The sequence below is a fragment of the Aeromonas sanarellii genome (assembly GCF_000820085.1).
GTDB lineage: Bacteria > Pseudomonadota > Gammaproteobacteria > Enterobacterales > Aeromonadaceae > Aeromonas > Aeromonas sanarellii.
The window spans coordinates 1-515 of the sequence record NZ_CDBN01000011.1 but is presented as its reverse complement, the minus strand read 5'-3'; the positions used below and the strand labels follow the sequence as shown (position 1 = coordinate 515).

Here is a 515-nt window from a genome sequence, read left to right as displayed (position 1 = left end):
GTCAAGGCCAAGCGCCGTCCCCAGCCCGGTCTGGCTCCCTTGCCGAGCATCGAGCTGCTGGACAGGCCGCCTGCCAAGACCCAGATGATGAGCAAGGACGAGCTGGAGCGCATGGGCCGGCTGGTGGAGGCGAAACTCGCCGACTACAACGTGCAGGCCAAGGTGGTCGGTGTCTATCCGGGCCCCGTCATCACCCGTTTCGAACTGGATCTGGCGCCGGGCATGAAGGCGAGCAAGATCACCAACCTGTCGCGGGATCTCGCCCGTTCCCTCTCCGCCAGCAGCGTGCGGGTGGTGGAGGTGATCCCCGGCAAGACCTATGTCGGCATCGAACTGCCCAACCGGGTGCGCCAGACCGTCTACCTGCGTGAGACCCTCGACTGCGAGGCGTTTCGGGACAGCCGCAATCCGCTGACCATGGGGCTGGGCCAGGACATCGCGGGGGAGCCCGTGGTGGTGAACCTCGCCAAGATGCCGCACCTGCTGGTGGCCGGTACCACGGGCTCCCCCGCGAT

At 67.0% G+C, this 515-nt stretch carries 1 protein-coding gene; it reads left to right on the top strand.

Going from position 1 to position 515, the window contains the following annotated elements; genetic code table 11:
* On the top strand, positions 1–515 hold a 515-nt coding region (locus tag BN1132_RS01860; RefSeq protein ID WP_042074473.1), incomplete at both ends, for a DNA translocase FtsK.